21 protein-coding genes are annotated in these 23270 nt (G+C 61.3%); 16 read left to right on the top strand and 5 right to left on the bottom strand.

The annotated features are described in order from the left end of the window. Positions 1 to 116: 116 nt before the first annotated feature. Positions 117 to 1814, bottom strand: a complete 1698-nt coding sequence (locus tag QMX98_RS18500) for an AMP-binding protein (protein WP_010458784.1) — start codon at positions 1812 to 1814, stop codon at positions 117 to 119. 293 nt (positions 1815 to 2107) lie between these two features. Here QMX98_RS18500 and QMX98_RS18495 point away from each other — a divergent pair, with 293 nt between their 5' ends. From QMX98_RS18495 to QMX98_RS18480, 4 genes are all read left to right on the top strand, one after another. After that, positions 2108 to 3271: an isovaleryl-CoA dehydrogenase gene (locus QMX98_RS18495; RefSeq protein WP_282411196.1), complete on the top strand. Its 1164-nt coding sequence runs from the start codon at positions 2108 to 2110 to the stop codon at positions 3269 to 3271. A gap of 105 nt (positions 3272 to 3376) precedes the next feature. Then, entirely contained in the window at positions 3377 to 4981 is a 1605-nt protein-coding gene (locus QMX98_RS18490; RefSeq protein ID WP_010458780.1) for a carboxyl transferase domain-containing protein, read from the top strand. Between the two features lie 125 nt (positions 4982 to 5106). After that, on the top strand, positions 5107 to 5922 hold the full coding sequence (locus QMX98_RS18485) for a gamma-carboxygeranoyl-CoA hydratase (RefSeq protein ID WP_010458779.1): 816 nt from the start codon (positions 5107 to 5109) through the stop codon (positions 5920 to 5922). Next, positions 5922 to 7877, top strand: coding sequence for an acetyl/propionyl/methylcrotonyl-CoA carboxylase subunit alpha (locus QMX98_RS18480; protein ID WP_282411195.1), 1956 nt, complete (start codon positions 5922 to 5924; stop codon positions 7875 to 7877). The genes QMX98_RS18485 and QMX98_RS18480 overlap by 1 nt, the downstream gene beginning before the upstream one ends. Before the next feature lie 39 nt (positions 7878 to 7916). Here the strand turns inward: QMX98_RS18480 and QMX98_RS18475 are convergent, their stop codons facing one another. Continuing rightward, positions 7917 to 8564 (bottom strand): S24 family peptidase, encoded by a 648-nt coding sequence (locus tag QMX98_RS18475; protein ID WP_010458775.1) that lies wholly within the window; start codon positions 8562 to 8564, stop codon positions 7917 to 7919. Positions 8565 to 8693: 129 nt separating this feature from the next. Between QMX98_RS18475 and QMX98_RS18470 the strand changes: the two genes are divergently transcribed. Then, a complete protein-coding gene (locus tag QMX98_RS18470) occupies positions 8694 to 9032 on the top strand; it encodes a DUF3077 domain-containing protein (protein WP_010458773.1) in 339 nt (112 codons plus the stop codon). A 483-nt stretch (positions 9033 to 9515) separates the two neighbouring features. Next, complete coding sequence (locus QMX98_RS18465; protein ID WP_010458771.1) at positions 9516 to 10667, top strand: M14-type cytosolic carboxypeptidase; 1152 nt, start codon at positions 9516 to 9518, stop codon at positions 10665 to 10667. Positions 10668 to 10710: 43 nt separating this feature from the next. On the opposite strand, the gene QMX98_RS18460 is transcribed toward QMX98_RS18465, so the two are convergent. Both QMX98_RS18460 and QMX98_RS18455 read right to left on the bottom strand, forming a co-directional pair. Further along, entirely contained in the window at positions 10711 to 11256 is a 546-nt protein-coding gene (locus tag QMX98_RS18460; RefSeq protein ID WP_282411194.1) for a cytochrome b, read from the bottom strand. Continuing rightward, a complete protein-coding gene (locus tag QMX98_RS18455) occupies positions 11253 to 12344 on the bottom strand; it encodes a catalase family peroxidase (protein ID WP_077749755.1) in 1092 nt (363 codons plus the stop codon). The genes QMX98_RS18460 and QMX98_RS18455 overlap by 4 nt, the downstream gene beginning before the upstream one ends. A gap of 158 nt (positions 12345 to 12502) precedes the next feature. On the opposite strand from QMX98_RS18455, the gene QMX98_RS18450 reads away from it, so the two are divergent. Both QMX98_RS18450 and QMX98_RS18445 read left to right on the top strand, forming a co-directional pair. Beyond that, entirely contained in the window at positions 12503 to 13009 is a 507-nt protein-coding gene (locus QMX98_RS18450; protein ID WP_010458766.1) for a sigma-70 family RNA polymerase sigma factor, read from the top strand. Then, complete coding sequence (locus tag QMX98_RS18445) at positions 13006 to 13758, top strand: anti-sigma factor (RefSeq protein WP_010458764.1); 753 nt, start codon at positions 13006 to 13008, stop codon at positions 13756 to 13758. Before QMX98_RS18450 ends, QMX98_RS18445 begins: the two co-directional genes overlap by 4 nt. 65 nt (positions 13759 to 13823) lie before the next feature. On the opposite strand, the gene QMX98_RS18440 is transcribed toward QMX98_RS18445, so the two are convergent. Next, the gene (locus QMX98_RS18440) at positions 13824 to 14660 is read right to left on the bottom strand and encodes an IclR family transcriptional regulator (RefSeq protein ID WP_154911547.1); all 837 of its coding nucleotides are present in this window, start codon (positions 14658 to 14660) and stop codon (positions 13824 to 13826) included. A 244-nt stretch (positions 14661 to 14904) separates the two neighbouring features. On the opposite strand from QMX98_RS18440, the gene QMX98_RS18435 reads away from it, so the two are divergent. From QMX98_RS18435 to QMX98_RS18400, 8 genes are all read left to right on the top strand, one after another. Beyond that, entirely contained in the window at positions 14905 to 15924 is a 1020-nt protein-coding gene (locus QMX98_RS18435; RefSeq protein ID WP_282411193.1) for an ABC transporter ATP-binding protein, read from the top strand. Then, on the top strand, positions 15921 to 16790 hold the full coding sequence (locus tag QMX98_RS18430) for an ABC transporter permease (protein WP_282411192.1): 870 nt from the start codon (positions 15921 to 15923) through the stop codon (positions 16788 to 16790). The genes QMX98_RS18435 and QMX98_RS18430 overlap by 4 nt, the downstream gene beginning before the upstream one ends. Positions 16791 to 16796: 6 nt before the next feature. Beyond that, positions 16797 to 17591: an ABC transporter permease gene (locus QMX98_RS18425; RefSeq protein WP_282411191.1), complete on the top strand. Its 795-nt coding sequence runs from the start codon at positions 16797 to 16799 to the stop codon at positions 17589 to 17591. A gap of 7 nt (positions 17592 to 17598) precedes the next feature. Next, entirely contained in the window at positions 17599 to 17889 is a 291-nt protein-coding gene (locus QMX98_RS18420; RefSeq protein WP_010458754.1) for a (2Fe-2S)-binding protein, read from the top strand. A gap of 154 nt (positions 17890 to 18043) precedes the next feature. Further along, the gene (locus QMX98_RS18415) at positions 18044 to 19399 is read left to right on the top strand and encodes an FAD-dependent oxidoreductase (RefSeq protein WP_221108951.1); all 1356 of its coding nucleotides are present in this window, start codon (positions 18044 to 18046) and stop codon (positions 19397 to 19399) included. Further along, positions 19396 to 20511 carry an FAD-dependent oxidoreductase gene (locus tag QMX98_RS18410; RefSeq protein WP_010458750.1) on the top strand — a complete coding sequence of 372 codons (1116 nt, stop codon included), beginning with the start codon at positions 19396 to 19398 and terminating at the stop codon, positions 20509 to 20511. Before QMX98_RS18415 ends, QMX98_RS18410 begins: the two co-directional genes overlap by 4 nt. A gap of 18 nt (positions 20512 to 20529) precedes the next feature. Continuing rightward, positions 20530 to 21576 carry an ABC transporter substrate-binding protein gene (locus QMX98_RS18405; protein ID WP_077749751.1) on the top strand — a complete coding sequence of 349 codons (1047 nt, stop codon included), beginning with the start codon at positions 20530 to 20532 and terminating at the stop codon, positions 21574 to 21576. Between the two features lie 275 nt (positions 21577 to 21851). Then, positions 21852 to 23168, top strand: coding sequence for a leucine-rich repeat-containing protein kinase family protein (locus QMX98_RS18400; protein WP_282411190.1), 1317 nt, complete (start codon positions 21852 to 21854; stop codon positions 23166 to 23168). The last annotated feature ends 102 nt before the right edge of the window (positions 23169 to 23270 follow it).

The following is a 23270-nucleotide window of genomic DNA, read 5'->3' as shown; positions in this document are numbered from 1 at the left end:
CACGGGCGACGAAAATTAAAGGGGAGCCGCGGCTCCCCTTTGTGCTTTCTGCAATCCAGGTTTTCACCACCTCCCTTGTGGGAGCCAGCCTGCTGGCTCCCACAAGGGCGAATTTGTCAGACCTGCTTTTCGCGCAATTCCTCGATACTGATCTCGCGCATCCGGAATTTCTGGATCTTGCCGGTCACGGTCATCGGAAACTCTTCCACGAACTTGAAGTAACGCGGCGTCTTGAAGTGCGCGATGCGTTCCTTGCACCACGCTTGCAGCTCTTGTTCTGTCGCACTGTGGCCCGGGTGGAATTTGATCCAGGCGACAATCTCTTCGCCATAGCGCGAACACGGAATCCCGATCACTTGCACGTCCGCCACCGCCGGATGGGTGAAAAAGAACTCTTCCAGCTCACGGGGGTAAACATTCTCACCGCCGCGGATGATCATGTCCTTGTTGCGCCCGGCGATGCACACGTAACCCTCGTCGTTCATGCTCGCCAGGTCGCCGGTGTGCATCCAGCCCGCCTGATCGATGGCTTCAGCGGTGCCTTGCGGGTTGTTCCAGTAACCGAGCATCACGCTGTAACCGCGGGTGCAGAGTTCGCCGATGGTGCCACGCGGCACCAGGTTGCCGGCCTCGTCGATGATCTTGCTTTCCAGCTGCGGCTGAGTCCGGCCGACGGTGGTGACGCGCAGTTCCAACTCGTCCGATGGACCGGTCTGCAACGACACGGGGCTGGTTTCCGTCATGCCGTAGGCAATCTGCACTTCGCTCATGTGCATTTCATTGATGACCCGGCGCATGACCTCGATCGGACAGGTCGCCCCGGCCATGATCCCGGTGCGCAGGCTCGACAGATCGAAGTCGGCGCGTTGAGGGTGATCGAGCATGGCGATGAACATGGTCGGCACGCCGTAGAGTGCGGTGGCTTTTTCTTCGGCCACCGTGGTCAGGGTCAGCAGCGGGTCGAACGCATCGTTGGGGTAGATCATGGTGCTGCCGTGGGTGATGCAGCCGAGATTGCCCATGACCATGCCGAAGCAGTGATACAACGGCACCGGGATCACCAGGCGGTCATGGGCCGTCAGCCCGAGGCTTTCGCCGACCATGTACCCGTTGTTGAGAATGTTGTAGTGACTGAGGGTCGCGCCTTTCGGGAAACCGGTGGTGCCGGAGGTGTACTGGATGTTCACCGCCTGATCGAAATGCAGGCTGTCCTGGCGCTCACGCAAGTGTTCGGCGGACACGCTGGCGGCGAGATCGCCCAGTTGCGACCACGGCAGGAAGCCCGACGGGGGTTGTGCATCCAGACTGATGACGCCGCGCAAGTCTGGCAGGCGTTCGCTGTGCAGCTTTCCGATGGATTGCTCCGCCAGCTCAGGCACCAGGCCCTGCAGCATCCCGTGGTAGTCGGAGGTCTTGAACGCACCGGCGCAGACCAGCCATTGGCAGCCGGATTGCTTCAACACGTATTCAAGTTCGGAGCTGCGGTAGGCCGGGTTGATGTTGACCAGGATCACACCGATTTTCGCGCTGGCAAATTGGCTGATGCACCACTGCGCGCAATTCGGTGCCCAGATACCGAGGCGGTCACCGGTCTGCAAGCCCAGCGCCAACAGAGCTCTGGCGTGCAGGTCGACAGCCTCGGCCAATTGCTGCCAGGTGTAGCGCAACTGTTGATGGCGCACGACCAGCGCCTCCCCGGCCGGGTATTGCGCGACAGTATTGTCGAATGCTTGACCGATGGTCATCGCCAGTAAGGCTTTTTCCTGGGAACCACGGGTATAGCTGCGCTGCGGGCTTGCACTGGGTTGATCCATGACGACCCCTATTGTCTTTATTTGCGGGTGGGCGACCCAACCTGCAGGAGCGAAGCGTGCTCGCGAAGAGGCCAGTACATTCAACACTGATGTCGACTGATCTGACGCTTTCGCGAGCAAGCTTCGCTCCTACAGGATTTGCCGCTGTTCGATCTTGAACTGGCCCTACTGTCGCTCAAGTTGACGTTAACGTAAAGGGTGATTGACAGCCATTCGTCACAGGCTTACGTTAACGTAAAGGTGAGAGCCAATTGACGGCCTCACCAACCGACAAAAAAGCCAAAAGGTGACCCATGAGCTACCCATCCCTGAACTTTGCCCTCGGTGAAACCATCGACATGCTGCGCGATCAGGTTCAGTCCTTCGTCGCCAAAGAGATCGCCCCGCGCGCCACTCAGATCGACATCGACAACCTGTTCCCGGCTGACCTGTGGCGCAAATTCGGCGACATGGGCCTGCTGGGCATTACCGTAGCGGAAGAATATGGCGGTGCCGGCCTGGGCTACCTGGCCCACGTGGTCGCCATGGAAGAAATCAGTCGCGGCTCGGCGTCAGTCGCCTTGTCCTACGGCGCGCACTCCAACCTCTGCGTCAACCAGATCAACCGCAACGGCAATCACGAACAGAAAACCAAGTACCTGCCGAAGCTGATCAGCGGCGAACACATTGGCGCCCTGGCCATGAGCGAACCGAATGCCGGTTCCGACGTGGTGTCGATGAAGCTGCGTGCCGACAAACGTGGCGATCACTACGTGCTCAACGGCAGCAAGACCTGGATCACCAACGGCCCCGACGCCAACACCTACGTGATCTACGCCAAGACCGACCTGGAAAAAGGCCCCCACGGCATTACCGCGTTCATCGTCGAACGTGATTCGAAAGGCTTCAGCCGCAGCAATAAATTCGACAAGCTCGGCATGCGCGGTTCCAACACCTGCGAGCTGTTCTTCGATGACGTCGAAGTACCGGAAGAAAACATCCTCGGCGTGCTCAACGGCGGCGTGAAAGTGCTGATGAGCGGCCTCGACTACGAACGCGTCGTGCTGTCCGGCGGCCCGACCGGGATCATGCAGGCCTGCATGGACCTGATCGTTCCCTACATCCACGACCGCAAGCAGTTCGGCCAAAGCATCGGTGAGTTCCAGCTGATCCAGGGCAAAGTCGCCGACATGTATACCCAACTCAATGCCAGCCGCGCTTATCTGTATGCCGTGGCCCAAGCCTGCGAGCGTGGCGAAACCACCCGCAAGGACGCCGCCGGCGTGATCCTCTACAGCGCCGAACGCGCCACGCAAATGGCCCTCGACGCGATCCAGATTCTTGGCGGCAACGGCTACATCAACGAATTCCCGGCCGGTCGTCTGCTGCGTGACGCCAAGCTGTACGAAATCGGCGCTGGCACCAGTGAGATCCGTCGCATGCTGATCGGTCGCGAACTGTTCAACGAAACGAAATAAATTTCGTCAGCGGCAGGCGGCAAGTTTCAAGCTGCAAGAGGACCGTGCTCTTGCTTCAACTTGTAGCTTGTCGCTTGCAACTCGAAGCTGCTACGGAGTAGCCCCATGATTCTGCATACCCAGCTCAACCCCCGTTCGGCGGAGTTCGCGGCCAACAGCGCGGCGATGCTCAAACAGGTCGACGCCCTGCACACCCTGCTCGCCCAAGTGCAGCAAGGTGGCGGTCCGAAGGCGCAAGAACGTCACACCTCGCGGGGCAAATTGCTGCCGCGTGAACGGATCAATCGCCTGCTCGATCCGGGCTCACCGTTTTTAGAGATCAGCCAACTGGCGGCCTACGCGGTCTACGGCGAAGACGTTCCGGCGGCGGGCGTGATTGCCGGGATCGGCCGTGTCGAAGGCGTCGAGTGCATGATCGTCGCCAACGACGCCACAGTCAAAGGTGGCTCGTATTACCCGCTGACGGTGAAAAAACACCTGCGTGCCCAGACCATCGCCCAGCAGAATCGCCTGCCGTGCATCTATCTGGTGGATTCGGGCGGTGCCAACCTGCCGCGTCAGGATGAAGTGTTTCCAGACCGCGAGCACTTCGGACGGATCTTCTTCAACCAGGCCAACATGAGCGCCATGGGCATCCCGCAAATTGCCGTGGTCATGGGCTCCTGCACGGCGGGTGGTGCTTATGTGCCAGCGATGGCTGACGAAGCGATCATGGTGCGCCAGCAGGCCACCATTTTCCTCGCCGGTCCGCCGTTGGTGAAAGCCGCGACCGGCGAAGTGGTCAGCGCCGAAGACCTCGGCGGGGCTGATGTGCATTGCAAGATTTCCGGTGTCGCCGACCACTACGCCGAGAGCGATGAACACGCGCTGGCCATTGCGCGGCGCAGCGTCGCCAACCTCAACTGGCGCAAGCTCGGCGAACTGCAGCAGCGCACACCCATCGCCCCGCTCTACGCCAGCGATGAGCTGTACGGCGTGGTGTCGGCCGACGCCAAGCAACCGTTCGATGTGCGCGAGGTGATCTCGCGGCTGGTCGACGGTTCAGTGTTCGACGAATTCAAGGCGCTGTTCGGGACCACGCTGGTGTGCGGCTTCGCGCATCTGCACGGTTACCCTATCGCGATCCTCGCCAACAACGGCATCCTGTTCGCCGAAGCCGCGCAGAAAGGCGCGCACTTTATCGAACTGGCTTGCCAGCGCGGCATTCCTTTACTGTTCCTGCAAAACATCACCGGCTTCATGGTCGGCCAGAAATACGAGGCCGGCGGCATCGCCAAGCACGGCGCAAAACTGGTGACCGCCGTGGCGTGTGCCAAGGTGCCGAAATTCACCGTGATCATCGGCGGCAGTTTTGGCGCCGGTAACTACGGCATGTGCGGACGCGCCTACGACCCGCGCTTCCTGTGGATGTGGCCGAACGCGCGCATCGGCGTGATGGGCGCCGAGCAAGCGGCTGGCGTATTGGTGCAGGTCAAGCGCGAGCAGGCCGAGCGCAGTGGCCAGGGTTTCAGCGCCGAGCAGGAAGCCGAGATCAAGCAACCGATCCTCGATCAATACGAAGAACAGGGCCACCCTTATTACTCCAGTGCACGGCTGTGGGACGACGGCGTCATCGACCCGGCGCAGACCCGCGATGTGCTGGCCCTGGCCTTGTCCGCGTCGCTGAACGCGCCAATCGAACCGAGCCGCTTCGGCGTGTTCCGGATGTGATCCGACCCTGTAGGGGCGAGGCTTTTCCGCGAAGGCATTGGCACATCCAGCATCGATGTGACTGACAAACCACCTTCGCGGGCAAGCCTCGCTCCCACAGAATAGAGTTGTGGAGACGGACAAACATGAGCGACTTCAACACCCTCGAACTGCTGACCGACCCACGAGGTTTCGCGACCCTGTGGCTCAGCCGTGAAGAAAAGAACAACGCATTCAACGCCGAGATGATCCGCGAACTGATCCTCGCACTGGACAAAGTATCAACCGATGCCAGCCTGCGGTTTCTGCTGGTGCGCGGCCGCGGCAAGCATTTCAGCGCCGGTGCCGACCTGGCCTGGATGCAGCAATCGGCCGAGCTCGATTACCACACCAACCTCGACGACGCCCGGGAACTGGCGGAATTGATGTACAACCTCGCCAAGCTGAAAATCCCAACCCTGGCCGTGGTGCAAGGCGCGGCCTACGGCGGCGCGCTGGGCCTGATCAGTTGCTGCGACATGGCGATTGGCACCGATGACGCGCAGTTCTGTCTGTCAGAAGTGCGCATCGGCCTGGCGCCGGCGGTGATCAGCCCGTTCGTGGTGCAAGCCATCGGCGAGCGCGCAGCACGCCGTTATGCCCTGACGGCTGAACGTTTCGGCGGGCAACGGGCGCGGGAAATCGGCCTGTTGTCGGAGAGCTATCCGGTCGCTGAGCTGGAGCAGAACGTGGAGAAGTGGATCGACAACCTGCTGCTCAACAGCCCGGCCGCCATGCGCGTCAGCAAGGACTTGCTGCGTGAAGTCGGTAACGGCGCGCTGACCCCGGCGCTGCGCCGTTACACCGAGAATGCCATCGCCCGCATCCGCGTCAGCCCCGAAGGCCAGGAAGGTCTTCGGGCTTTTCTGCAAAAACGTCCGCCGAGCTGGCAAGCACCGACCACCCCCAAGGAGCCGCGTTGATGAGCGCACCTGTGATTACCTCTCTGCTGGTGGCCAACCGTGGCGAAATCGCCTGCCGGGTGATGCGCACCGCCAAGGCGTTGGGCCTGACCACCGTGGCCGTGCACAGCGCCACTGACCGCGACGCCCGGCACAGCCGCGAAGCGGATATCCGCGTCGACCTCGGCGGCAGCAAAGCCGCTGACAGCTATCTGCAAATCGATAAATTGATCGCTGCGGCCAAGGCCAGCGGCGCTCAGGCGATTCACCCCGGTTATGGCTTTTTGTCCGAGAACGCCGGGTTCGCCCGCGCCATTGAAGACGCTGGCCTGATCTTCCTCGGCCCGCCCGCCTCGGCCATTGACGCGATGGGCAGCAAGTCGGCCGCCAAAGCCTTGATGGAAACCGCCGGTGTGCCCCTGGTGCCCGGCTACCACGGCGAAGCCCAGGACTTCGATACCTTCCGCGATGCCTGCGAACGCATCGGTTATCCGGTGTTGCTCAAGGCGACAGCGGGTGGCGGCGGCAAAGGCATGAAAGTGGTTGAGGACGTCAGCCAGCTGGCCGAAGCCCTGGCCTCGGCGCAGCGTGAAGCAAAATCCTCGTTTGGCGATTCGCGGATGCTGGTGGAGAAATACCTGCTCAAGCCGCGTCATGTGGAAATCCAGGTGTTCGCCGATCAGCACGGTAACTGCCTGTACCTCAATGAACGTGACTGCTCGATTCAGCGTCGCCATCAGAAAGTCGTCGAAGAAGCGCCCGCTCCCGGCTTGAGTCCGGAACTGCGTCGCGCCATGGGCGAAGCTGCCGTGCGTTCGGCACAGGCCATCGGCTATGTCGGCGCCGGCACCGTGGAGTTTTTGCTGGATTCGCGCGGCGAGTTTTTCTTCATGGAGATGAACACGCGTCTGCAGGTCGAGCACCCGGTCACCGAAGCGATCACCGGCCTCGATCTGGTGGCGTGGCAGATTCGTGTGGCGCGCGGTGAAGCGTTGCCGATGACTCAAGAGCAGGTTCCGTTGATCGGCCATGCAATTGAAGTGCGGCTGTACGCCGAAGACCCGAGCCATGATTTCCTGCCGGCCACCGGGCGCCTGGCGTTGTATCGCGAATCGGCCGAAGGTCCGGGACGTCGGGTCGACAGCGGTGTGGAAGAAGGCGACGAGATCTCGCCGTTCTACGACCCGATGCTCGGCAAGCTGATTGCCTGGGGCGAGGACCGTGAGCAGGCGCGGCTGCGATTGTTGAGCATGCTCGATGAGTTTGCGATCGGCGGGCTGAAGACCAACATCAACTTCCTGCGCAGGATCATCGCTCACCCGGCATTCGCTGCGGCAGAACTTGATACCGGGTTTATTCCGCGTTATCAGGAGCAATTGTTGCCAGAGCCTGCGGACCTCAGTGATGCGTTCTGGCAAGCCGCCGCTCAGGCGTTTGCCCAGAGCCAGGCAGGTTCTCCGCGCGCTGATGACCTGAGCTCGCCTTGGGCTGTGGGCAATGGTTTTCGTGCTGGACTGCCGAGGGAAATCACCCTCCACCTCAGTTGTGAAGGACAAGACCGGGCGCTGACGCTGGGTAACGTTGATGCCCACACCGCACAGCTCAAGGGCGAACAGCTGCTGACCGAGCACAACGGAGTGCGCCGCCAGCACCGGGTCATTCGCCGTGGCGAGGTTGTGTATCTGCAGTGGGAAGGGGAATTGCGCCGCATCGAGGCTTACGACCCGATCAGCGCCGTCGAAGCCAGTCACAGTCATCAGGGTGGGCTCACCGCGCCCATGAACGGCAGCATCGTGCGCGTGCTGGTCGAGGCTGGGCAAACGGTTGAGGCCGGTGCGCAACTGGTGGTGCTGGAAGCGATGAAGATGGAGCACAGCATTCGCGCGCCCCATGCCGGGGTGATCAAGGCGCTGTACTGCCAGGAAGGCGAGATGGTCAGCGAAGGCAGTGCATTGGTCGAACTGGAAGAAGCGTGAAATGAAGATCGGTCCTACGCATTGCGAGGACCGATCTGATTAGAATTTGGCTGTTGCCTGAACCACCACGCCGAGAATTCGACACTCTTCGGTGAAAAGGGCTTTCGGATATGTCGGATTGAGCGGGACCAGGTAACGCTGCCCGCCCTCTTCGATCAGCTTGCGAAAGATCGCTTCAACACTGCCCGCCCATTGCGCGATCACCAGCTTTCCGGGTTCCGGCACAATGGCCGGGTCCACCAGGATCATCATGCCTTCGGCAATGCTGATTCCGCTGGGCGCGGTCATCGCGTCGCCGACCACCTCGAGCCAGAAGGCCGCGCCCTGAGCGTGGTAATCGGTCAGTTCGAAACGCGGCTTGCCGTAGACCGATAGCTCACCGTCACGCAGCTGCGCAGGCTCGCGCCAGTCACTGACCGGGTAACGGAAGTACGGGTTGTACTTTTGCGTCAGAGGCATCTCGTCGTCCGATACGACCAAAGGCTCGCGAATGACCATCGCCACTTCCAGAAAATCCATCCCGAGCGCCCGCAAGACACGATTCATGTCTTCGATGCTCGGCTGACGGCGCTTATTCAGCCAGTGACCCACACCGCCCTGGGACATCCCGAGGCGATCGGCGAGTACTTCCTGAGTGACTTTCAACTCACTCATCTTGGCTTTGACCAACTCAATCCATTTATCCATGGGCGGCACGATACGTGGCGGACTCCGGGCAACAAAACACAAATTGTAGTATTTAAATTCTCGTCACAAATACAGTTAGTACTAGGATTGGTTCACGGATCTGAATCTATCACGGAGCTTGCCATCGCCATGACGTTACCCCGCAATGACCTGTCGGATATGCAAATGGACACCACCCTCACCTCGCCCAAAGGCAACGCCGCCGCGCAAAAAGCCTTGGACTATTACTTGAAACCAACTGTGTCAGAAGCGGTGGTCGAGGAGCGATTTTTTGATGTGAACCCTGCGGTCAGCGGTGAAGAAGCGCTGGTGCATGCGTCGGATCTGTTGCGCTGTGCCGCAGCGACCGCCTACGAGTCGGCCAGCAACTTGCACGGCGCAAGTCGGGACCTGGCCTTTTCGACGGTGCATATGATCGATATGGCCAAGGCGATGATTGATCGTTCTTTACAGGGTCAGCGCGTTTGAGCCGGACGCACTTTTGAGGAAAGACGGGAAAGAATTTTCCAATCGCGCAGATAAAATCATTTGACTTGCAAACGAGAATGATTATTATTGCATTCGGCTGGTCGCGAGATCGGTCGATGGACCAAGAGACCTTAGGTCGGTCTCCTGGACTATCTCCTCATCAGGCTAATCACGGTTTTTGACCCGGCTTTTTGCCGGGTCTTTTTTTGCCAGTTATTCTGGCTTTGGCTTCAGGCTAATGAAGTCTTCAGGTGTTGCGAATTCGATTGGCGCGGATGATATCAAAAGAATATCCATTGGCAAGAGAAGCCCGGCATCATTGGCCAAAACTAATGAAAAATAGCGCTTGAGAATCAATCACACAGTCTCTAAGCTGCGTCTGCGTCAAGGAAGACGCCCCCCTTTTACCCCGCAATTTCCCCCGGTTTTTCCCTTCCCAGCGTGTAAAGTAGCAGCCATAAAAATCATATTCAGGAATCGACTATGACCGTGGCTAAATCCTCATTCGACATCAGCGCAAATTTCGACAGCGGCAACATTGAAGTGCTGGACATCAGTAATCCACTTCAAGCCCTGCTGGCCATCAAACCGGACACCCGCAGCCAGCATTTCCAGTGGTTTCATTTCAAGGCCAGTGGTCTGCATGTCGGTCAGGAGCACTGGTTTCGTCTGAACAATGCCAGCAAATCCTCGTACAACAAGGCTTGGGACGGTTATCAGGCGGTGGCGTCCTACGACCACGTCAACTGGTTCCGCGTACCGACCATCTTCGAAGGCGATTGCCTGCGCTTCAGCCTCGAAGCGACGGCCACCCACGCCTGGTTTGCCTACTTCGAACCCTACAGCCGTGGCCGTCACGACTGGTTGATCGAACAGGCGCTGACCAAGGCTGGCACCGAACTGCTCGCCACCGGCAAAAGCGTGGAAGGTCGTGACATCCAGTTACTGCGTAAAGGCAGCGGCGCCGAAGGTCAGCGCAAAGTCTGGATGATTGCCCAGCAACACCCCGGCGAACACATGGCCGAATGGTTTATGGAAGGCGTGATCGAACGCCTGGAAAAGCACGACGACCCGGTACTGAACAAACTGCTGGCCAGCGCCGACCTGTACCTGGTGCCGAACATGAACCCGGACGGCGCCTTTCACGGTCACTTGCGCACCAACGCCATGGGCCAGGACCTCAATCGCGCCTGGCAGAGCGCCAGCCAGGACATCAGCCCGGAAGTGCTGTTCGTTCAGCAGCAAATGGAAAAGTACGGCGTCGACTTGTTCCTCGACATTCATGGCGATGAAGAAATCCCCTACGTATTCACCGCCGGTTGCGAAGGCAACCCGGGCTACACGCCGCGGATCGAAAAACTCGAAGAGCATTTCCGCAGCCATCTGAAACACTTGACCAAGGACTTCCAGACCAAGCACGGCTATACCCGCGACGAACCGGGCAAAGCCAACATGACGCTGGCCTGTAACAGTGTCGGTCAGAAATTCGACTGCCTGTCGCTGACCCTGGAGATGCCCTTCAAGGACAACAACGATGCGCCGAACGCCTTGACCGGCTGGTCGGGCAAGCGCTCCAAGCAGTTGGGCAAGGACGTGCTGACGACCGTCGCCGATATGATCGATACCCTGCGCTGATCGCCCTCGATGGCTGCATGCCCGGCATGCAGCCATGATGCCTTCAGCCGCGATCCTTCCCGCGCAACATGCTGTCCAGCACATCATCACGCCGCACCCAACCGTGAAACAACGCTGCCGCCAGATGCAGCAACACGGTCAGAAACAGCAAGTACGCCAGATACCCGTGAGCCTTGCGCAAAAACGCAAACATCTGCGCATTGGCGGGCAGGATCGACGGCAACTGGAACGAATTGCTGAGCATCACCGGATCCCCGGCCGCTGAAATCATCGCCCAGCCCAGCAGCGGCAAAATGAACATCAGTGCGTACAACAAGACATGCGAAGCCTTCGCCGCCAGTGCCTGCCATCCGGGCAAATCCGCCGGCAACGGTGGTTGCCGAGTGGAAAAACGAACGACCATGCGTACGATCACCAGCAGCAGAATCGCAATCCCCAACGGTTTGTGCAGATGGATCAGCCACTCATGCCGCTCGGACACCGAGGCCACCATGCCTGCGCCGATAAACAGCATTGCAATGACCATCAGCGCCATCAGCCAATGCAGCAGCCGCGCCAACGGCGCGAAATGATTCGGTTGAGCACTCATTGATGAGCCTCCTGTTTAGCGTTGGCGGCAGGCAACTGTTTGACTTCACTGGTGCGGCGCAGATAGGAACTGGCGTACCCCGCCGAGCGAGCGGCGAGCAATGGGTCGTCGGAGCCTTCAATACCGGCCGGCAATACGAGCGGGTCATAGTTGATGTCGCGGCATTCGCCATCGAGTTGCGGCTGGGTGCGTTCCAGCACCAAGGTGCCGGCATTCACCACTTTGCGACCGTCAGGCCAGGCCTTGCTGGCGTCGTTGACCGGATCACCGGGGTTAGCCAGGGTGATGTTCAACTGCCAACGTAGCGGCCCGGCGGATAAACGCTGAACCAGGTCTTTTTCAAGAAAGTCAGCCCCTTCAGGCGCCGTGGCACCCGCAGCATCCTGGGCAACCGGCGTCATGCTCCAGCGCACCGCTTGGCGCTGGCCGGCCGCATTCACCAGGTAAAACGCGTTGACGCTGTTGTACGTCTCCGTCGCATAGCTGGCCGACGGCTTGGCCGTCTTGATCCAGGCCAGGAATGGCGCGGCTTCCGGGTGAGCTCCAAAGAACGCCGGAACCGCCGCAGGATTGGGCTTGCCGGTGGCCGGATCCGGCGATTGCGCTTGCTGCAATTGATAGAACGCTTCAGGCGTACCCACCGGGAACACCGGCATGCTGTTCATCCCGGTGCGCCATTGCTGGCCGTTGGCCTGAGTGAAACGCAACGCCATGCTGCGGATCGGGACGCTGCTGTCAGGTGCATAGGGATTGCCGGCGGGCAACGCGAAACGCCCGACCACTGGGGTCTGCGCCTCGTTGAAGACCTGGGCGCTGGAATAGCTGCGCGCCTCGCCACTGCTTTCGAAATGCCCGATCACGCACACCCCTTTTGAGTGGTTACGGCGAAATCCGGGGTGCACACCGTTGTTGGTTTCCAGCACATTGATCAGCTTTTTCGGCGTCAGGCGGTGTGGGTCGAGCGTGCCGTTGACGTAGGCAAAAGCACCGGCCAGCGCCGCGACTACCACGGCAATGCCGCCCAGGCGTAACGTCAGGCTTGCAGCACTCAGCGGTGGCCGGGTGGGCGGTGATGAACGATCTACCATGAATGACTCCAGGGCCATCGGCCACAAGTGAGAAGAACCAAGCAGACGTACGCCACAGCGCTTTATTCCATCGCCCGGTATTTATTTTTCCGGACGTGGAATAACCTCCAATGCCGGGCGTCTTCCTAGTCCACAGCGTAGTGACTAGTCAGAACTTCATGAACGATATCGACGAACAACTCAGAGAAATCATTCCCAGGTTGCGACGGTTTGCCGTCTCGCTGACCCGCAATCCCAGCAGCGCCGACGATCTGGTGCAATCGAGTCTGGAGCGCGCCCTGTCGAGCTGGGGCGACAAACGCCCAGAGGGCGACTTGCGCGCGTGGTTGTTTTCGATCCTTTATCGGCAGTTTCTCGACGCCCACCGGCGCTCCCGGCGTTATGCGCGGATGCTCGAATTCTTTACCGGCCGTGACGATGCGCAACCGTCGGTAGAACGTACCGTGCTCGCCCAATCGACTCTGCAAGCCTTCGACCAACTCACCACCGAACAGCGTGCGCTGCTGCTCTGGGTGTCGGTGGAAGGTTTGAGTTATAAAGAGGTCGCCGAGATTCTCGACGTCCCCACCGGCACCGTGATGTCCCGCCTGTCCCGCGCCCGTCAGGCCCTGCGCCAACTCAGCGACGGCGAAATCACCAGCCCTTCTCTGCGGATACTCAAATGATCAGCATGCCCCCGAGCGAACGCGACCTGCACGCCTACGTCGATCATCAACTCAATGACGCCGACCGACGCCTGGTCGAGACTTACCTGGCCAGCAACCCTCAAACCGCCGCGCAAGTGCGCGCCTGGCAGCAGGACGCCCAGCACCTGCGCGCGGCCATGAGCGGCGCGTTGCACCATACGGCCAACCCGGACCTCGACCCGGCGCTGATTCGCCAGCGGATCAAACGCCAGTCGCGCCGTCATCTGGCCAGCGCCGCGGTGCTCTTGATCGCCGTCAGCGTCGGTGGACTGAGCGGCTGGCAGGCGCGGGAAATGACACTGGTCAGCGCGCAACCGCCGATGACCGATGCCCTGCAGGCTTACCGCTTGATCGCCCAGCAAGGCATTCTGCCGGCCGACTTCAAGGTCAGCGACGACGGTGACATGCAGGCCTGGCTCGACCGTTATTTCACCCGCGCCAACCGACTGCCGGACCTGACGGATTCGGGGTACAAGCCGGTCAGTGGTCGCTTGCTCAGCACCGAGCAAGGGCCGGCAGCGATGGTGGTTTACGAAGACCAGGGCGGTCACAAGATCAGCTTCTACGTGCGACCACCAGGACCGAAAAACAACCTGCTGCCTCGGGGCAGTCGCAGCGATGGCGAGTTGCAGGCCGAGTATTGGTCCGGCGCCGGCTACAACTATGCGATGGTCAGCCCGAGCGATACGCCAGCGGCGCAGAGGCTCAAGCAAACCACCCAATTCTGACCACCACCGCATTCCCCTGCAGGCTCACTCCTAAAGGGGGAGCGGCGGTTATTTGGAGAATGCGCTCAGCCCTGCCCGAACACCTGCGAAGGCCTACGCAGCAGCGGATCAAACGGATTGATCCGCGGCCCGATCAGCGCCGCTTCGCGCTTGAGCATCTCCACCACCGTCGGCAAACGATCCGGCCCCAGGCGATCACTCACCGTGGCCACGCTCAACGCCGCCACGGCCCGTCCTTCCCGATCGAGAATCGGCACCGCCACGCCGGCCATGCCTTGCAGTACGCCAGTGTTGCGCCCGGCGTAACCCAGCGTGCGCACGTTCTCGACTTCCGAACGCAGGAACACCTCGTCGTACAGGTGAAAATCCTTGAGCCGCGGCAAGTTGTAATGGATCACCGTATCGCGCTCTTCTTCCGGCAGAAACGCCAGAATCGCCAGACTACCCTGGCCGACGCCCAGCGCCACCCGCCCGCCGATATCACCGGTAAAGGTGCGGATCGGAAACGGCCCTTCACTGCGGTCCAGGCAGATTGCATCAAACCCACTGCGCGCCAGTAAAAACAACGAATCCCCCAACGAAGCCGACAGTCGCAGCAACGACGGTCGCACCAGTTCGCGCAGATTCCCGGTGTTGCCAGCCCGCGCCGCCAACGCAAAAAAATCCAGGCTCAGGCGATAGCGTTTGCTGCGAGCGTCCTGTTCGACCATGCCTTCGTCCATCAGGCTGCGCAACAAACGGTGCGTGGTCGGTTGCGACAGGCCGATACGCTGGGCCAGTTGGGTCACACGCTCCCCGCCCTCGACGGCGTCACCCAGACTGCGCAACACGGCAAACAGTCTGGACACAGCCCCGACACCGACTTCATTTTTGTTTTCATTCCGCTCAGTGGAATCAGGCATGTAATTACTCGACAAAAAATTTACTCACCGAATGAAACTGAAAATAGTCATCGCTTCAGTGAAATAGGCCATTGAGCCCATCCTATTCTTCGTCCTACTCTGCGTCCAGACAGGGGCGATTCGAACAACAGCGGCAGCCGACTGAAGTCGAGCGCCAACGCACCCCGCAACATCTTTTCGTATCTGCCCATACAAAAAAGCGCGCCTTCGGGCGACGCATAACAATCTCAGGTGGAGCGCAGTCATGGCTTTTGTGCAACTTGAAGGACTCGGCAAACGTTACGGCGAGATCGACGCCGTCGTCGCCACCAACCTCTCGGTCGAGAAAGGCGAGTTCGTGTCCCTGCTCGGCCCCTCCGGCTGCGGCAAAACCACCACCCTGCAAATGATCGCCGGCTTCGTCGAAGTCAGCAGCGGACGCATCCTGCTCGACGGTCGCGACATCACCCACGCCAAACCCGCCAGCCGCGGCTTGGGCGTGGTGTTCCAGAGTTACGCACTGTTCCCGCACATGACTGTCAAAGACAACGTCGCCTTCGGCCTGCGGATGCGCAAAGTGCCAGGCGCCGAGTTGCAGCAACGGGTGGATCGGGTGTTGAAACTGGTGCGCCTGAATCAGCACGCCGAGCGTTACCCACGGGAACTCTCCGGTGGCCAGCGTCAGCGTGTCGCGCTGGCCCGGGCGCTGGTGATCGAGCCTCCCGTGCTGCTGCTCGATGAGCCGCTCTCCAACCTCGACGCCAACCTGCGCGAAGAGATGCAGTTCGAGATCCGCCGCATCCAGCGTGAAGTCGGGATCACCACGTTGATGGTCACCCACGATCAGTCCGAAGCACTGTCCATCAGCGACCGCGTGGTGGTGATGCAGGCCGGGCGCATCACCCAGATCGACGCGCCCTACACCCTTTATGAACACCCACGCACCGAGTTCATTTCCGGGTTCGTCGGCAAAGCCAATTTGCTGCCCGGCGAGCGTGATGGCGCGGGCGAGGTCCAGGTGCAAAGGGGCGGTGAACTGACCCTGAGTCTGCGCCCGGAAAAAATCGATCTGCGGGAGCACGGCCAAGGTCGGCTGCAAGGCCAGATCGTCAGCCGTTTCTTCCTTGGCAGCCAATGGTTGTACGGCGTCTCGACGAACTTGGGCGAACTCAGCGTGGTGCGCCGCAACGACGGCTCGGCACCCTTGACCGAAGGCACAGCAGTCGGACTCGATTGGGACGCGACCTTGCTGCGGGTACTGAGCGTGGATGAGGTGCCGGCATGAGTACGCTTGCTGCCATCCGCCAGGGACGCCAGGGGTATTGGCTGTCGGCACCGGCCCTGGCGTTGTACCTCGGCCTGCTGATCATCCCGCTGCTGCTGACCCTGGTGCTGTCGTTCAACGTGTTCGATTACAGCTCGGGGATCAACGGCGACGCCTTCACCCTCGACCACTACAGCAGCTTGCTGGGCGATCCGTACTTCTACGAGATCTTCCTGCGCACGATGTGGATTAGCGCCCTGACCACCCTGCTCTGCGTGGTGATCGGCGTGCCCGAGGCCTACATCCTCAGCCGCATGGGCGCACCCTGGCGCTCGATTTTCCTGATTCTGATCCTCACGCCGCTGCTGATTTCGGTGGTGGTGCGTGCCTTCGGCTGGAGCCTGCTGCTGGGTGCCGACGGGCTGGTCAATCAGACCCTGCAAGCCTTCGGTGGCTCACCGGTGAAGTTGCTGTACACGCCGTTCGCGGTGGTGATTGCGCTGGTGCACGTGATGCTGCCGTTCATGATCATTCCGGTGTGGACCTCGCTGCAAAAACTCGACCCCGCCGCCGAACAGGCCGCGCTGTCACTGGGCGCCAGCCACTTCACGGTGATGCGCCAGGTGGTGTTGCCGCAGATCATGCCCGGCGTGCTCTCGGGCACCTTGATTGTGTTTGGTCTGGCCGCCAGTTCGTTCGCCATTCCCGGCCTGCTCGGCGGACGTCGCTTGAAGATGGTCGCCACGTTGATCTACGACCAATACCTGTCGGAGCTCAACTGGCCGATGGGCGCGGCCATCGCGGTCGCGCTGCTGTTGCTCAACCTGCTGATCATGCTGTCGTGGAACCGGATGATCGAAGGCCGCTACAAGAAGTCATTGGGATAACTCGTCATGTCCAAGAACGGTCCTTTCGCCCTGCTGTTCCATGCCCTGGTGGTGGTATTCATGCTCGCGCCGCTGGTGGTGGTGTGCCTCGTGGCCTTCACCCCGGAAAACACCCTGAGCCTGCCGACCACCGAGTTTTCGTTGCGATGGTTTCGTGCGGTGTTCGAGCGTGCCGACTTTATCGATGCGTTCTACAACAGCCTGATCCTGGCGTTCTGCGCGGCCAGTATTGCCACGCTGATTGCGGTGCCGGCGGCGCTGGCGATCACGCGTTTCGAGTTCCCAGGACGGGACTTTCTCAACGGCCTGTTTCTGTCACCGATCATCATTCCGCACCTGGTATTGGGCGTGGCGTTGTTGCGTCTGTTTGCGCTGATGGGCGTCAACGGCAGTTTCGCCTGGCTGATCTTCGCCCATGTGCTGGTGATCACGCCGTATGTGCTGCGCCTGGTGTTGGCGTCGGCCATTGGCCTGGACCGCAGCGCCGAACACGCCGCGCAGTCGCTGGGTGCCGGACGCTTCACGCTGTTCCGGGAAATCACCTTGCCGATGATTCTGCCGGGGGTTGCCGGGGGCTGGCTGCTGGCGTTCATCAACAGTTTTGACGAGGTCACGCTGTCGATCTTCGTCACCTCGCCGGCCACGCAAACCCTGCCGGTGCGCATGTACGTCTACGCCACCGAGTCCATCGACCCGATGATGGCGGCGGTGTCGGCATTGGTGATCGGCCTGACCGCGCTGACCATGATTCTGCTCGATCGGGTGTACGGCCTGGATCGGGTTCTGGTGGGTAAACAATGAGGGCGCCATGGCTCTGCTGAAACGACTGGCCGAAGGCGATCGCCCGGCTGTGGAATTTACCCTGGACGGCGAACCGGCCAGCGGCTTGCTCGGCGATACCTTGCTGACCGCAGTGCTGACTTGCAGCGAACACCTGCGCGGCAGCGACTTCAGCGCCGAGCCCCGCGCCGGTTTCTGCCTGATGGGCGCCTGTCAGGACTGCTGGGTCCGCCTGGGCGACGGCCGCCGCGTGCGGGCCTGCTCGACGCTGCTCGAAGCTGGCCAACAAATAAGCCGCGAACCGGGACGCACCCTATGAATACATTGACTACCCGCAGAACCGGAATCCCCTGTGGGAGCGAGTCTGCTCGCGAAAGCGGTTTGTCTGCCAACACATCTGTTGAATGTGCCGCCACCATCGCGAGCAGGCTCGCTTCCACAGGGGATTTGCAGTGCTCATGGATGAGGTGGGTATGAAGGCTGTGGTCATCATTGGTGCAGGCCCGGCCGGGATTCGTGCGGCGCAGACGTTGGTGGCGCATGGTGTTCGTCCGGTGCTGCTGGACGAAGCGGCGCGCGGTGGCGGGCAGATTTATCGACGTCAGCCGGAGAATTTCAAACGCTCGGCGGTCAAGCTGTACGGCTTTGAAGCGCGCAAGGCCAGTGCCTTGCATCAAACGATCGACACGCTACGCGGGCAACTCGACTACCGCCCCGAGACGCTGGTGTGGAACGCCGAAGACGGTGCGCTGGACACGGTGCATGAGGGCCGAGCCTCACGACTGGAATTCTCCCGAGTGATCGTCGCCACGGGGGCCACCGACCGGATTCTGCCGGTGTCAGGCTGGACGCTGCCGGGTGTCTACAGCCTTGGCGCAGCGCAGATCGCGCTCAAGTTTCAGGGCTGCGCCATCGGTGAGCGGGTGGTGTTCGCTGGCAGCGGCCCGTTGCTGTACCTGGTGGCGTATCAATACGCCAAGGCCGGTGCGAAAGTGCTCGCGGTGCTCGACAGCTCACCCTTCAGCGCTCAGGCCCGCGCCCTGCCCGGCCTGCTGTCGCAACCGGCCACACTCGCCAAAGGCATTTATTACCGCAGCTGGCTGACCGCCCACGGCATCCCGGTGCATCAGGGCGCAACCCTCAAACGCATCAATGGCGAACAGCGCGTGCAATCAGTGGATTGGTCCAACGCCAAAGGCGAACATCTGCTCGATTGCGACGCCGTTGCTTTCGCCCACGGCCTGCGCAGTGAAACCCAACTCGCCGATTTGCTCGGCTGTGAATTCGCCTGGAACCCACTCAACCGCGCCTGGCTACCGCAACGTGACCCCGCCGGTCGCAGCAGTGTCGCCGAGGTTTATCTGGCCGGTGATGGCGCCGGCATCATGGGCGCCGACGCCGCTGAAATGGCGGGCGAACGAGCGGCGCTGGCGTTGCTCGAAGACATCGGTTTCCTGATTCCGCCAAAACATCCCGACCACCTTGAACGCGCCCTGCAGCGCATCGGCGAATTCCGCAACGGACTGGAGCGCGCCTTCGCCTTCCCCGAGCACTGGGCCAGCGAAACCGCCGATGAGGTGATCGTCTGCCGTTGCGAAGAAGTGCTGGCCGGCGACATCCGCCAGGTGGTGCGCGAAGGTCACTGGGAAATCAATCGGGTCAAGGCGCATTGCCGCATTGGCATGGGCCGTTGTCAGGGGCGCATGTGCGGCGCCGCAGCGGCGGAAATCATCGCCTGCGAAAGCCGGCGCCCGGTCTCGGACATCGGTCGCTTGCGGGCGCAGGCGCCGATCAAACCACTGCCGTTTGGCCTGGAGGTCGAGGCATGATCGAAGTCGATGCAGTGATCATTGGCGGCGGCATTGTCGGGGCCTCGGCCGCGCTGTTCCTGAGCAAGGCCGGCCGGCGTGTTGCACTGCTGGAGCGCGACTTTTGCGGCTCGCATTCCAGCGGCGTGAACTACGGCGGTGTTCGGCGTCAGGGGCGCCCACTGTCGCAATTGCCGCTGTCGCAACGGGCCCACGAGCTCTGGGGACAGTTGCCGCAACTGATCGGCATCGACGGCGAATATCAACGCAGCGGTCACTTGAAACTGGCCCGCAGCCTCAACGACCTGAACGCCTTGCAGCACTATGCCGTCAGCAGCCAAGGCTTCGGCCTCGATTTGCAGCTGCTCGACCGCCATCAATTGCGCGCGCGGTTTCCGTGGGTCGGCGACGTCGCGGCCGGCGCATCGTTTTGCCCGGACGACGGCCACGCCAACCCGCGCCTGGTGTCCCCCGCCTTTGCTCAAACGGCCCGTCGGCACGGCGCGCAAGTCCATGAACAATGCGCCGTCACAGCGGTAGAACACGACGGTCAGCGCTTTCGCGTCCGCACGCAAACCGGCCTCGAATTGCACGCGCCCTGGCTGCTGAACTGCGCCGGGGCCTGGGCCGGACGCCTGGCTGAACAATTCGGCGAAGCGGTGCCGATGCACGCCGGCCACCCGGCGATGCTGGTCACCGAGCCGTTGCCATGGGTGATGAATGCCAGCACCGGCGTCGAGGGTGGCGGCATCTATGCGCGTCAGGTGGCACGTGGCAATTGCGTGCTCGGTGGCGGCCAGGGTTTTGCCCTCGATGACGCGCGCGCACGCCCCGGCCAACACGCCGTGATCGAGATCCTGCGCCAGGCCGTCGAACTCTACCCGTTTCTTCAAGGCGCCCAGGCGATTCGCACCTGGAGCGGTACCGAAGGCTACTTGCCTGATCGCCAACCGGTGATCGGTCATAGCAGCACTCAACCCGGTCTGTTGCACGCCTTCGGCTTTGCCGGTGCGGGTTTCCAGATCGGTCCTGCGGTGGGCCAGGCGCTCACAGAGATCATCTGCAGTGGCGCCTCCAAGACGCCACTGGATGCGTTTTCCATCACCCGGTTTCACTCCATCTCCGTTGCTTGATAGAGGAAGGTCGCGCCAATGAATAACGTCAAACGCACTGCACTGCTCGGTTTCTCCTGTCTGACTGCCCTGCTCACGGTCACCCAGGCACAGGCCGAACCCACGCTTTATCTCGGCATGAACGGCGGGACCATGGAGCGGCTCTACGCCGACAAGGTGCTGCCGGTGTTCGAGAAAGCCAACAACGTCAAAGTGGTGATCGTACCGGGGACTTCCGCCGATATCCTGGCCAAGGTCCAGGCCAGCAAAGGCAACCCGCAGATGCACGTGATGTTCCTCGACGACGGCATCATGTACCGCGCCATCGCCATGGGCTTGTGCGACAAACTCGAAGACAGCGCACCGCTGGCGCAGATTCCGGCCAAGGGTCGCATCAAGGATCAAGCGGTGGCGGTCAGCCTCGGCGTGACCGGGCTGGCGTACAACACGCGTCTGTTCAAGGAAAAAGGCTGGGCGGCGCCGACCTCGTGGATGGACATGGCCGACCCGCGCTTCAAGGACAAGCTGGTGTTCCAGTCGATGGCCTCCTCGACCTTCGGCCTGCATGGCTTCCTGATGTTCAACCGGATTCAGGGCGGCAGCGAAACCGACGTCGAGCCAGGCTTCAAGGCCTGGCCGAACACCGTCGGCCGCAACGTGCTGGAATACATTCCGAGCTCGGCGAAGATTTCCGAAATGCTCCAGACCGACGAAGCCGCGCTGTTCCCGCTGACCCCGACCCAAGTCACTGCGCTGAAACTCAAAGGCATGCCGGTGGAATACGCGCAGCCCAAGGAAGGCGCCGTGGTGCTCAACGTGGCCGAGTGCGCCATCGCCAACAACACGCAGCCGGAACTGGCGCAGAAACTCGCGGCGTTTTTGCTGACGCCGCAAGCCCAGGCCACGGCGCTGGAGGATGGCGACCAGATCCCGTCCAACCCGAATACGCCGACCACCGACAAAACCCGGGGTCAGGTCGAGGCGATGAAACAGTATCTGACCACCGCGATTGCCGTTGACTGGGATCAGGTCAATGAGCAGCGCCCGGCGTGGAATGCACGGTGGAATCGCAGTATCGAGCGGTAGTGACTGACCCAACAGAATCTGCCGAACACCACACCCCTGTAGCGAGAGAGCTTGTCGGAACGCCGCATCACCCCGTTGGACTGCGAAGCAGCCCAACGGGGCATTCTGCTGAGGGCGAGCGCCCATTATCCGTCGGAAGGTTTGTTGCACACGGTTGGTGAAAGTCGGGCCGCCGTAAATTGTGTGTTGCAGCACCGGCTGCACACCTTTACCGCTATCATGTCGCCCATTTCCAAGCCCCCGCGCCCTCCCCTCGATCAATAGCGAACCCGCCCATGGATACCCTTGCCCAACTGCGCGCCGGTCAACTGACAGGTATCACCCGCCTGGACCTGGCCTGCGGCCTGACTGAATTTCCGCAAGAAATCTTCGACCTGGCGGACTCGCTGGAAGTGCTCAACCTCAGCGGCAACGCCTTGAGCCGGCTGCCAGATGATCTGCACCGCCTGACCCGCTTGCGCGTGCTGTTTTGCTCGGACAACCTGTTCACCGAACTGCCCGCGTGCCTCGGCCAATGCACCGCATTGACGATGATCGGCTTCAAGGCCAATGCCATCGAGACGGTGCCCGCCGCTGCGCTGCCGCCATTGCTGCGTTGGCTGATCCTGACCGATAACCGCCTCAGTGAATTGCCCGCCGAGTTGGGTCAGCGCCCACACCTGCAAAAACTCATGCTCGCCGGCAATCGCTTGCAGCGCCTGCCCGAAAGCCTGAGCCAATGCCATCGACTCGAACTGATCCGCATCGCCGCCAACCAACTGACTGAGCTGCCCGAGTGGCTGCTGACCCTGCCAAGCCTGACCTGGCTGGCCTATGCCGGTAACCCGCTGGAAACCGAAGCCGATGCCGCAGCCCTCGATGCCACGGCGAGTATTGCCTGGTCCGAGCTGCGCCTGGAGCAACAGCTGGGCGAAGGTGCTTCGGGAGTGATTCATCGGGCAGCGTGGGAACAACCGGGTCAACCGGCCACCCAGGTTGCGGTCAAACTCTACAAAGGCGAAATGACCAGCGACGGTTCACCGCTGCACGAAATGAACGCCTGCATTACCGCCGGTCTTCACCCCAATCTGATCCGGGTCGAAGGCCGAATCGTCGGGCATCCCGAAGAGCAGGCCGGGCTGGTGATGCAACTGATTGATCCGAGTTATCGCAACCTGGCCGGGCTGCCGAGCCTGGCGTCCTGTACCCGTGACGTCTATGCCGATGGCACCCGTTTCAGTGCGCACGTAGCACTGCGCATGGCCCGCGCAATCGCCTCGGTGGCCGAGCATCTGCATCACCAGGGCATCACCCATGGCGATCTCTATGGCCACAATATTTTGTGCAACGAGCACGGTAATTGCCTGTTGGGGGACTTTGGCGCGGCGTCTTTCCATGCGACGTGCGACAGCCTTGAAAGCCGTGCGCTGCAACGGATCGAAGTGCGGGCATTCGGGGTGTTGCTGGGGGAATTGCTGGAGCGGATCGACTCGGGGTTGAGTGATGAAAGGCGTTTACAGCTGGAGGCGTTGCAGCAGCGCTGCTGCCAGCCGCAGGTGCTGGCGCGGCCGGGGTTCAGTGAGATAGGACAGGCGTTAGCCGCGTTCAACTGAGCTAAAGGCAAGTACAAAACCTGTGGCGAGGGAGCTTGCTCCCGCTGGACGGCGCAGCCGTCCCAAAAACGACGGCTGCTGCGCACCCGAGCGGGAGCAAGC

This window comes from Pseudomonas sp. PS02303 (genome assembly GCF_029959925.1).
GTDB lineage: Bacteria > Pseudomonadota > Gammaproteobacteria > Pseudomonadales > Pseudomonadaceae > Aquipseudomonas > Aquipseudomonas mandelii.
Note: the sequence above shows the minus strand (reverse complement) of the source record. Positions and strands in the feature narration are given on the sequence as shown.

Excerpts from the sequence above, each read along its gene's own strand:
- QMX98_RS18500 (WP_010458784.1), bottom strand. The coding sequence starts at position 1,814 with ATGGATCAACCCAGTGCAAGCCCGCAGCGCAGCTATACCCGTGGTTCC.
- QMX98_RS18410 (WP_010458750.1), top strand. The coding sequence starts at position 19,396 with ATGATCGAAGTCGATGCAGTGATCATTGGCGGCGGCATTGTCGGGGCC.
- QMX98_RS18485 (WP_010458779.1), top strand. The coding sequence starts at position 5,107 with ATGAGCGACTTCAACACCCTCGAACTGCTGACCGACCCACGAGGTTTC.
- QMX98_RS18470 (WP_010458773.1), top strand. The coding sequence starts at position 8,694 with ATGACGTTACCCCGCAATGACCTGTCGGATATGCAAATGGACACCACC.
- QMX98_RS18495 (WP_282411196.1), top strand. The coding sequence starts at position 2,108 with ATGAGCTACCCATCCCTGAACTTTGCCCTCGGTGAAACCATCGACATG.
- QMX98_RS18475 (WP_010458775.1), bottom strand. The coding sequence starts at position 8,564 with ATGGATAAATGGATTGAGTTGGTCAAAGCCAAGATGAGTGAGTTGAAA.
- QMX98_RS18480 (WP_282411195.1), top strand. The coding sequence starts at position 5,922 with ATGAGCGCACCTGTGATTACCTCTCTGCTGGTGGCCAACCGTGGCGAA.
- QMX98_RS18445 (WP_010458764.1), top strand. The coding sequence starts at position 13,006 with ATGATCAGCATGCCCCCGAGCGAACGCGACCTGCACGCCTACGTCGAT.
- QMX98_RS18465 (WP_010458771.1), top strand. The coding sequence starts at position 9,516 with ATGACCGTGGCTAAATCCTCATTCGACATCAGCGCAAATTTCGACAGC.
- QMX98_RS18440 (WP_154911547.1), bottom strand. The coding sequence starts at position 14,660 with ATGCCTGATTCCACTGAGCGGAATGAAAACAAAAATGAAGTCGGTGTC.
- QMX98_RS18425 (WP_282411191.1), top strand. The coding sequence starts at position 16,797 with ATGTCCAAGAACGGTCCTTTCGCCCTGCTGTTCCATGCCCTGGTGGTG.
- QMX98_RS18400 (WP_282411190.1), top strand. The coding sequence starts at position 21,852 with ATGGATACCCTTGCCCAACTGCGCGCCGGTCAACTGACAGGTATCACC.
- QMX98_RS18435 (WP_282411193.1), top strand. The coding sequence starts at position 14,905 with ATGGCTTTTGTGCAACTTGAAGGACTCGGCAAACGTTACGGCGAGATC.
- QMX98_RS18430 (WP_282411192.1), top strand. The coding sequence starts at position 15,921 with ATGAGTACGCTTGCTGCCATCCGCCAGGGACGCCAGGGGTATTGGCTG.
- QMX98_RS18405 (WP_077749751.1), top strand. The coding sequence starts at position 20,530 with ATGAATAACGTCAAACGCACTGCACTGCTCGGTTTCTCCTGTCTGACT.
- QMX98_RS18455 (WP_077749755.1), bottom strand. The coding sequence starts at position 12,344 with ATGGTAGATCGTTCATCACCGCCCACCCGGCCACCGCTGAGTGCTGCA.
- QMX98_RS18490 (WP_010458780.1), top strand. The coding sequence starts at position 3,377 with ATGATTCTGCATACCCAGCTCAACCCCCGTTCGGCGGAGTTCGCGGCC.
- QMX98_RS18460 (WP_282411194.1), bottom strand. The coding sequence starts at position 11,256 with ATGAGTGCTCAACCGAATCATTTCGCGCCGTTGGCGCGGCTGCTGCAT.
- QMX98_RS18450 (WP_010458766.1), top strand. The coding sequence starts at position 12,503 with ATGAACGATATCGACGAACAACTCAGAGAAATCATTCCCAGGTTGCGA.
- QMX98_RS18420 (WP_010458754.1), top strand. The coding sequence starts at position 17,599 with ATGGCTCTGCTGAAACGACTGGCCGAAGGCGATCGCCCGGCTGTGGAA.
- QMX98_RS18415 (WP_221108951.1), top strand. The coding sequence starts at position 18,044 with ATGAAGGCTGTGGTCATCATTGGTGCAGGCCCGGCCGGGATTCGTGCG.